8 protein-coding genes are annotated in these 8,343 nt (G+C 72.6%); 1 reads left to right on the top strand and 7 read right to left on the bottom strand.

Annotated features, from left to right (window positions below):
- Positions 1-140: 140 nt before the first annotated feature.
- Both DEJ02_RS17070 and DEJ02_RS17065 read right to left on the bottom strand, forming a co-directional pair.
- Positions 141-470 carry a DUF6507 family protein gene (locus DEJ02_RS17070; RefSeq protein WP_128780490.1) on the bottom strand — a complete coding sequence of 110 codons (330 nt, stop codon included), beginning with the start codon at positions 468-470 and terminating at the stop codon, positions 141-143.
- Between the two features lie 107 nt (positions 471-577).
- The gene (locus DEJ02_RS17065; RefSeq protein WP_071404660.1) at positions 578-874 is read right to left on the bottom strand and encodes a WXG100 family type VII secretion target; all 297 of its coding nucleotides are present in this window, start codon (positions 872-874) and stop codon (positions 578-580) included.
- A gap of 107 nt (positions 875-981) precedes the next feature.
- On the opposite strand from DEJ02_RS17065, the gene DEJ02_RS17060 reads away from it, so the two are divergent.
- Positions 982-5,397 carry an FtsK/SpoIIIE domain-containing protein gene (locus tag DEJ02_RS17060; RefSeq protein ID WP_111033916.1) on the top strand — a complete coding sequence of 1,472 codons (4,416 nt, stop codon included), beginning with the start codon at positions 982-984 and terminating at the stop codon, positions 5,395-5,397.
- An 18-nt stretch (positions 5,398-5,415) separates the two neighbouring features.
- Here DEJ02_RS17060 and DEJ02_RS17055 read toward each other — a convergent pair whose 3' ends face one another.
- The 5 genes from DEJ02_RS17055 to DEJ02_RS17035 are packed head-to-tail and all read right to left on the bottom strand — an operon-like array spanning position 5,416 to position 8,192.
- Positions 5,416-6,027: an FHA domain-containing protein gene (locus DEJ02_RS17055; RefSeq protein WP_071404662.1), complete on the bottom strand. Its 612-nt coding sequence runs from the start codon at positions 6,025-6,027 to the stop codon at positions 5,416-5,418.
- A complete protein-coding gene (locus DEJ02_RS17050) occupies positions 6,027-6,635 on the bottom strand; it encodes a hypothetical protein (RefSeq protein ID WP_111033915.1) in 609 nt (202 codons plus the stop codon). The genes DEJ02_RS17055 and DEJ02_RS17050 overlap by 1 nt, the downstream gene beginning before the upstream one ends.
- A gap of 5 nt (positions 6,636-6,640) precedes the next feature.
- Positions 6,641-7,480, bottom strand: a complete 840-nt coding sequence (locus tag DEJ02_RS17045; RefSeq protein WP_111033914.1) for an oxygenase MpaB family protein — start codon at positions 7,478-7,480, stop codon at positions 6,641-6,643.
- A complete protein-coding gene (locus DEJ02_RS17040; protein WP_146249329.1) occupies positions 7,477-7,842 on the bottom strand; it encodes a hypothetical protein in 366 nt (121 codons plus the stop codon). The genes DEJ02_RS17045 and DEJ02_RS17040 overlap by 4 nt, the downstream gene beginning before the upstream one ends.
- Before the next feature lie 50 nt (positions 7,843-7,892).
- A complete protein-coding gene (locus DEJ02_RS17035; protein WP_035809242.1) occupies positions 7,893-8,192 on the bottom strand; it encodes a hypothetical protein in 300 nt (99 codons plus the stop codon).
- Positions 8,193-8,343: the final 151 nt, after the last annotated feature.

The raw sequence follows: 8,343 nt of genomic DNA, 5'->3' as shown, positions 1-8,343 counted from the left end.
CTGCAACCGGGTCGAGGCGTCATCGGCCGCGTCGGAGATGCGCTGGTACTCCCGCGCCATCATCCGCAACGTCGACGGATCACCCTTGACCGGATCATCACCCTGATCGACGACGTCCCACCCCGACGGTCGCCCCACGACTACTGCGCCCTCGAGGCAGCGGGTCCGCCGCCGCCGTTCTCGTCGTTGACCTGCAGGGCCTGTGCCAGCTGCTCGTCGGTCTCGGTGTAGGTCTCGATGGACGAGCTCAGCATGTCCGCCAACGCCTTCGTCGACTCGCTGATCTTGTCCCGCTTGTCGCCCCAGCGGTGGTCGAAGTCGTGCAGAGCGTTCTGCACCGTCCCCGAACCGATCTCGTCGTCGGACGCGTCGACACGCTTGTGTGCCTGCTCGAGCGTGCTGTGCACGGTCGTCAGGTCGTTCTGGAGCTCCCCGAGCCCCATCAGGTCAACCAGCAGTTTGCCTGCCACGGAACAATCCCTCCCCGATCACGAACCGGCGCCGTCAGCACGGCGCCACAGGAACCGCGACGACCCCGTGCCCCACGCGATCGCGGGGCACGGGGTCGACGACGGTGTCAGCCCTTGAGGCCGGAGGCCAGCGACTCGTCCGTCTCGGACAGGGTCTGCGAGGCCTTGGAGAGGAACGTGGAGAGGCCTTCGAGCCCCTGGACCGTCTGGGTCACGCCACGGTTGAACTCGTCGTAGGACTCGCCGAACGCGACCGACGACTTGTCGGTGACGTAGCCGTCCGAGATGAGCTGCTGGATCTTGCGCTGCAGTGCCGACAGACGGTCTTCGATGTCTGCCTGGCCCGCCTTGAGGTCGGAGGCTGCTGCCTCGAGGTCTGCGTACGAGACGTTGATGTTCGCCACGGTGTGACTCCCTTTCCCCGGAGTTTCGTTTGTCCCCCCAACGGGGCGTGTTGCAGGGGACACTACCATCGTCCTGCGACACGAAGTCAACGCTACGGGGGAATGCCATGACCTTCACGTTCACGATGGTCGACCGCGAGAGCGGCCAGACCGCGAACGTCTACGTGGACGGCGACGACTCCCGGGCGGTGCGCGAGCTGGTGGCCGAGGCCGAGCGCCTCATCGCGACGGACGTCGTCGCCTCCGGCCGGACCCCCGTGTACTTCGTCGGGGAGCAGCCGCTCGACCTCTCGGCGTCGGTCGCCGAGTCGGGCGTCCGCGAGGGCGTGGTGGTGCGCCGGAGCCTCGAGCAGGTGCCGCCGCCGCCGCTCCGCCCGCTGACCGACGCCGAGGTCCGGATCGTGTCCGGGCTGCACGCGGGGACGATCGTGCGGGTCAGCACCGGCACGGTGACCATCGGTACGGCGCCGTCCGCGCACGTGCGGGTACCGGTGAGCACCACGGACGAGGTCGAGGCCGAGGCGTCGGGGTCCGACACGGTGCCGGACATCGCCCTGCTCGTCACGGTGACCGCCGACGGCGCGAAGGTGCGCCCGGCGAACGGCTACTCCGGCGCGCTGCTGGACGGCGAGCCGGTCACCGAGGAGACCGACTGGCCCGAGACCGCACAGCTCGCGGTCGGCGGGGTCCTGCTCGGCTTCGGCCGTGCCCCGAACCGCGGCGCCCACCTGTCCCTGGCGGACGACGGCATGTCGCTCGAGTACAACCGGCCCCCGCGCATCCTGCCGCCGGACGAACACACCCGCTACCAGCTGCCCCCGCCGCCGACCGAGCCCCCGGCCCGGGCGCTCCCCATCCTGATGGCGCTGGCGCCGATGGGCATGGCGGTCATGTTCGTGTCGACCACCGGTCGCTGGATCTACCTGCTCATCGCCCTGCTGTCGCCGATCCTGATGATCATCACGGGCCTCCAGGGCCGCCGGCAGGGAAAGAAGACGTACCGGCAACGCGTCGTGGAGTACGAGGACACCAAGGCGCGGATCGAGGCGGACGCGACCGAGAGCCTCCAGTCCGAACGTGCACGCTGGATCGCGAGCGCGCCGGACCCCGCCGCCGTCTACGAGACGGCGGTCACGCCCCTGCCGCGCCTGTGGGAGCGACGCCGGACGGATCCGGACCACCTGCTGGTCCGCGTCGGCACGGCGACGCAGCGCTCCGAGGTCACCATCGAGGACCCGGAGCAGCTGTCCCACAAGCGGACCGTCGCGTGGGACGCGACGGACGTGCCGGTGCGCATCCGCCTGGCCGAGCGCGGCGTGATCGGCATCGCCGGTCCGGACGACGACGCCCGACGACTCGCGAACTGGGTGGTCGCGCAGCTCGCGACGCTGCAGAGTCCGAAGGACGTCACCTTCACGCTGCTCACCGACACCACGCGCACGTCGCTGTGGGAGTGGATGTCCTGGCTGCCGCACGTCCGCCGCGACGGTGCGGACCAGCCGATGACGAGCATCGCCTCGAACGCCGCGTCGACCGCGCGGGCGATCGCCGAGCTCGCCGCGATCATCGACGCCCGCAAGGAAGCCGGGATCGGCAAGAAGACCCCGCCGGCCGACGAGATCGTCGTCGTGATGGACGGCGCACGCCGGCTCCGCGCGATGCCCTCGCTCGTGCAGGTGCTCAAGGAGGGGCCGTCGGTCGGGGTGTTCAGCATCTGCCTCGACCTGGACGAGCGGCTCCTGCCCGAGGAGTGCGACGCCGTGGTGGTCGTCCGCGACGACCGGGTGCGGGTCACCCAGCAGCGCAGTGAGCGCATCGACGACGCACGCCCGGACCTGGTCGACCAGGACTGGCTCGAGTGGGTCGCCCGGTCGCTGTCGCCGATCGTCGACGCCAGCCCGGACGTGCAGGACGGCGCCATCCCGTCGTCCGCCCGGCTGCTCGACGTGCTCCAGCTCGAACCGCCGACGTCCGAGGCCGTGCAGGCACGCTGGCTGCTCGGCGGCCGCAGCACCACCGCCGTGGTGGGGGCGTCGATCGACGGGCCGTTCGCGATCGACCTGCGGAACGACGGCCCGCACGGCCTGGTCGCCGGGACCACCGGTTCCGGCAAGTCGGAGCTGCTGCAGACGATCGTGGCGTCCCTCGCCGTGGCGAACCGGCCGGACGAGATGAACTTCGTGCTCGTCGACTACAAGGGCGGCGCGGCCTTCAAGGACTGCGTCGACCTGCCGCACACGGTCGGCATGGTCACCGACCTCGACACGCACCAGGTCGAGCGCGCGCTCGAGTCGCTCGGCGCCGAGCTGCGCACCCGCGAGCACGCTCTGGCCGAGGTCGGTGCGAAGGACCTGGAGGACTACCAGGACCTGCAGGCCAAGCGCGCGGCGAACGGGGACACGATCCCGAGCCTGCCGCGGCTGCTCATCGTCATCGACGAGTTCGCCTCGCTCGCCCGCGAGCTGCCCGACTTCGTCAAGGGCCTGGTGAACATCGCCCAGCGCGGTCGCTCGCTCGGCATCCACCTGATCCTCGCCACGCAGCGCCCTGGTGGCGTCGTGTCGCCCGAGATCCGCGCGAACACGAACCTCCGCATCGCGCTGCGCGTCACCGACCAGTCGGAGAGCCAGGACGTCATCGGCGCGAACGACGCCGCACGGATCGCGAAGTCGACCCCGGGGCGCGCCTACGTGCGGCTCGGCGCTGCCTCGCTGCTGCCGTTCCAGTCCGGTCGTGTGGGTGGGCGCCGGCCCGGCTCGGACGACCAGGAGGCCCGCCCCGCCCTGGTCCGCGAGCTCACCTTCGCCTCGTACAGCGATCCAGCCCCCCGCCCGGCCGCCGTCGAGGCCGCGGCCAGCGACGTGGAGGTCACCGACCTGAGCGTGCTCGTCGCGTCGATCGACGACGCCACCCGCGCCCTCGGCACCCCCGAGCAGCGGAAGCCCTGGTTGCCGCCGCTCGGCGAGGTCGTCGGGCTCGACGACGTCGAGTCGACCGGCACCGCCGACCTGGCACCGCTGGCGGTCGCCTGGGGCGTCGAGGACCACCCGGGTGACCAGCGGCAGCGCCCGGCGGTGTTCGACCTCGACGCGGACGGCCACCTGTTCGTCATCGGCTCGCCGCGCTCGGGCCGCAGCCAGACGCTCCGCACCTTGGCGGGGGCGATGGCCCTGCGGCTCGGCGTCGGCGACGTGCACATGTACGGGATCGACTGCGGCAACGGCGCGCTGCTGGCCCTCGGGGCGCTGCCGCACTGCGGTGCCGTGGTGCAGCGGCACGAACCCGACCGGGTCTCGCGGCTGCTCGGCATCCTGCTCCGCACGGTGCAGGAGCGCCAGGCCGCCTTCGCCGCCGGCGGGTACTCGTCGATCGCGGAGCAGCGGACCGACGCGGGCACCGTGCCGATGCCGCACATCGTCGTGTTCCTCGACCAGTGGGAGAGCTTCATGGCGACCCTGGCGGACGCCGAGAACGGTGCGCTGCACGACGCCGTCCAGACCCTGCTGCGCGAGGGCGTCGGCGTCGGCGTGCACCTGGTCGTCTCCGGCGACCGCACCCTGACGTCCGGCCGGATGTCGAGCCAGGTGGAGCGGAAGCTGCTGCTCGCCCTGGCCGACCGCGGCGACTACAACTACGAGGGCATCAACGGCAAGAAGCTGCCGGAGTCGATCCCACCGGGGCGCGGGTTCCGCAACGCCACGGCGACGGAGACCCAGGTCGCCGTGCTGCCCGGTGGACTCGGGGGCCGTGACCAGGCCGCCGCGCTCCGGGGCATCGGTGACGAGGTCCGTGCGCACGTGCCGGCCGACGCCCCGAAGCCGTTCCGGATCGACGTGCTCCCGCGCTCCATCACCTTCGCGGACGCCGTGCGGTACCTGCCGTCGGCCGAGGCATCGGTGGGTCGGGTCGCACTCGGTGTCGGCGGCGACGAGCTCCGGCTGTTCACGCACGACTTCGTGCAGGACACCCCGGTCTTCATCGTCGGCGGCAGCCCCCGCTCGGGCAAGAGCACCGCGCTCGTCGCGATGGCCCGTCACGTGCTGTCGGCGGGTGGGTCGGTCGTCGCGGTGACACCGCGGGAGTCCCCGCTCCGAGCACTCGACGGGGCCCCTCGCGTCACGGTCGTGACCGACGGCGCCATCGGGGCCGAGGGGCTGTCCGCCGCGATCGACACCGGCTCGGACGGCTTCACGCTCGTGCTGGTCGACGACGCCGAGGCCCTGAAGGAGTCGCCGGCCGAACCGGTGTTCCGGGCGATCATGGACTCCGACCGGGGTCGTTCGGTCGGGCTCGTCCTGGCCGGTGACGTCGAGGGCGTGGCGAGTGGGTTCCGCGGCTGGCAGGTCGACGCGAAGAAGGCCCGTCGGGGCATGCTGCTCGCGCCGCTCAGCACCGTCGACGGCGACCTGATCGGCACGAAGCTGTCGAAGAGCCTGGTCACCCAGGACCGCGTCGCTGGTCGGGCGCTGCTGAACGACGCCGACCAGGCGCTCCGACTCGTGCAGGTACCGGCCGGCGACTAGCGCCCGGTCCGGGCCTGCTCAGCCCAGCGGCGTCTCGCTGACGAGTCCGACGGCGGGTTCGGCGCGGAGCGTGTGCCCGCCGAACACCACGGTGTCGCCGGGCTGCACGGTCGTGCGCTGCGACGGCACGAGCATCGCCGCGGGGAACCCAGGGCGCTGCAGCTCGACGCCGTTCGCCGAAGCGGTGTCGAGCACCCAGAGGGAGCCCTCGGCGCCGAACCCGAACTCCAGGTGGGTGCGGCTGAGCAGCCGCTCCGGGTCCTCCAGAGCGATCATGTGGGCGTGTCCGCCGTCCGGGTGGGCGCTCGCGGGGTCACGGCCGATCAGCCCGCCGCCCGACACGGTCACCCGCTGGGCGCCGTCGAGGACGAGCACGGCAGCCGCTGCCTGGCGGGCGGGGGCGGCGTCACGACGGGCGGTGGTTCCGCCGGACGATCCGAGCGGTCGGCCGGGCAGCTGCGCCACGGTCGCCCGGACCCGGTCGGCACTCGCACGCGGAGCCGGGGGTGGCGTGGTGACCGACCGGGCGAGCTCGCCGCGCTGGGCCATCTGTGCCAGGTCACGCTCGTCGACCCGCTCGACGACGGGTTCGACGACCTTGCGCTTCTTCCGGAACGGCCAGAGGCGCATCAGGACGCCTCGCTGCCGACCGCGGCGGAGTCGATGAGCTCGAAGGTGTCGGTCACGGTCTCGAACAGTTCGTACAGGGGCTCGGCCAGGTCGGTCGCGGGCGACGAGACGCTGACCAGGGCGACCTGGTCGCCGGCGGGCACGAACGTCTGCATGAGCACGACGTCGAACGACCCGCGGCCGTCCGGTGCCTGCACCGTCGAGACACCCCAGACGCGCGGCACCCGGCCGACGCGGGGGACCTCGTGCACGTCGACGTGTATGCCGTCGTCGTCCCCGCCGAGTGCGGCGACGTGGTCGGTGAGCGCGGCGAGCGGGTCGCCGCCGGCCTCGGGCGCGGGCAGGACCGTCACGGTGAGGGCACCGGAGACGATGCCGTCCTCGCTCGGCTCGGCGAACGCGGCGCAGTACCGCGCGCCGCTGTCCCACGCCGAGCGGGCGAACCGGCGGAGCACCCGGACGATCTCGGTGCGGTGGTCCCACAGTTCCCGGTGGTCCTCGATGCGTTCCTGCACGAGGGCGCTGATCCGGTCGTCGCGGCGTTCCGGTTCGACCGGGAGCTCGAACCAGGACCGCGGGACCGTGATGGCGAAGTGGTCGACCGACATGCCCGCTACCGTACCGTGGCGTGTCGCCCAGCGGTCCGCCGCATCGCCCGCAGCAGCAGCGGACCCGGCAGCCGCAGCAGCACCCTCGGCACGAGCGCCCGCACCCCGGCCACCACCCGGACGGTGCGCCGGAAGCGCCGTTCCTCTCGCGGCCCCCACGCGAAGCCGTACGCCGTGCGCACCCGTTCCGGCAGCATCCCCACGGTCACGATGCGGACGAGGGGCATCGCCGCCCGCACCCACAGCGGCGCGAACCGCGGGTGCAGCAGGTCGCGGACGACCCCGCGGGCGTCGTCGGTGACCTCGAGCCCCTCCAGCGTCCGCTGCCAGTACCGGTCGAACGCCGCCACCGAGGTCGGCCAACGCTCCGGCGGCACCCGCAGTGCGGTCGCGATCGGGGCGTAGGCGGCGAGGACCTGCTCGGCTCGGGCCGCGGAGACGCGTGTGCCGAACAGGTCGTGCGCCCGCCGCGCGGAGTCGAACAGGGTCGCGGCCACCCAGAGCTGCCGGTCGACGTCGTCGGCGCCGGCGACGGGCCGGTGCGCACGGTTGACGAAGCCCGCTGCGGTCGCCGAGTCGGTCTCCGTCCCGATGACGACGGCGTAGACGAACATCAGGGTGTGGGCGAGCCGCTGCTGGGGTCGCCGGGCGAAGTCCGAGTGCCGTCGGACACCGGCCGCGACGACCGGGTCGGCGATCTGCAGCAGGATGGCGCGGCCGCCCGCGGCCACTGGGGTGCTGTCGGCGAGGAACCGACGCAGGTGACGGTCGTGGACGCGCCCAGCAGGCGGACGGGAGGCACGGTGCGGGTCGTGTGTCGCGCCTCCAGGCCGTGGGGTGGTCACGCCGCACCCCGTCGGCGTCGCGCCCGCAGGACGGGCCGGAGGTCCACGGCGATCGCCGCCAGGAGTGCGACCCCGCCGACGACCAGGGCGACCAGTGCGGACGAGGCGTCGACGGGCACGTCACCGGTCAGGGCGAGGAGCGTCGCGACGAGCCAGATCGCGGGGAGCGGCCAGAGGCGGGTCGGTGATCCGGTGACGACCGCACCGACGACCCCGACGACGAGGAGCGGGACCCAGCGGACACCGGGCTCCGAGCGGGCGGCGAGGTGTGCCGAGGCGGCGACCAGCAGCATCGCCGCGACCGCCAGCAGCCGCGCCGCCGAGGGCATGCTGCGGACGCTGGAGCGGACTCGTCGGAACACGGCCCGATGCTACCGAGCCGTGTTCCGGGAGAGCCTGATCAGGTCAGCGCTCAGAGCGGCTTCGTGCCGAGGTCGTTGCCGAGGTCGGCGCGGTCCTCGTCCTGCTCGTTCTCGTGCTCCCACAGGTCGGGCGAGCCCTCGCGCGGGGACCCGCCGGTCGGACCGTCGTCGGATCCGTCACCGGGCTGCGGCTCCACCGTCTCGCCGGCGACCGCGTCGTTCGTCACCGTCTCGAGGGACTCCTCGGCCTCGTCCACCTCGTACGGGCCGACGTGCTCACGGTCGATGTCGTCGTCGCGACGCTGCTGGGACTCGAAGTCGTCGACGGGGCTGATGCCGGGGTCGCTCATGGTGGTTCCTTTCCGTTGCGGGCTTCCTGCCTACCCGCCGGCGCTTGGCGGCCGTCCGGTTTCGTGTCGTGTTCACCCGGGCGTCACCTTCCGGTCACACCGCCACGGCAGCATCGCCGATGCTCGGGGGAGTGGAGCGCGGTCGCCGACG

Source organism: Curtobacterium sp. MCLR17_042 (assembly GCF_003234695.1).
Lineage (GTDB): Bacteria > Actinomycetota > Actinomycetes > Actinomycetales > Microbacteriaceae > Curtobacterium > Curtobacterium flaccumfaciens.
Note: the sequence above shows the minus strand (reverse complement) of the source record. Positions and strands in the feature narration are given on the sequence as shown.

What these genes read in the sequence shown, in the direction of transcription:
- DEJ02_RS17055 (WP_071404662.1), bottom strand. Translation starts at nt 6,027, where the DNA reads ATGCGCCTCTGGCCGTTCCGGAAGAAGCGCAAGGTCGTCGAACCCGTC.
- DEJ02_RS17050 (WP_111033915.1), bottom strand. Translation starts at nt 6,635, where the DNA reads ATGTCGGTCGACCACTTCGCCATCACGGTCCCGCGGTCCTGGTTCGAG.
- DEJ02_RS17035 (WP_035809242.1), bottom strand. Translation starts at nt 8,192, where the DNA reads ATGAGCGACCCCGGCATCAGCCCCGTCGACGACTTCGAGTCCCAGCAG.
- DEJ02_RS17060 (WP_111033916.1), top strand. Translation starts at nt 982, where the DNA reads ATGACCTTCACGTTCACGATGGTCGACCGCGAGAGCGGCCAGACCGCG.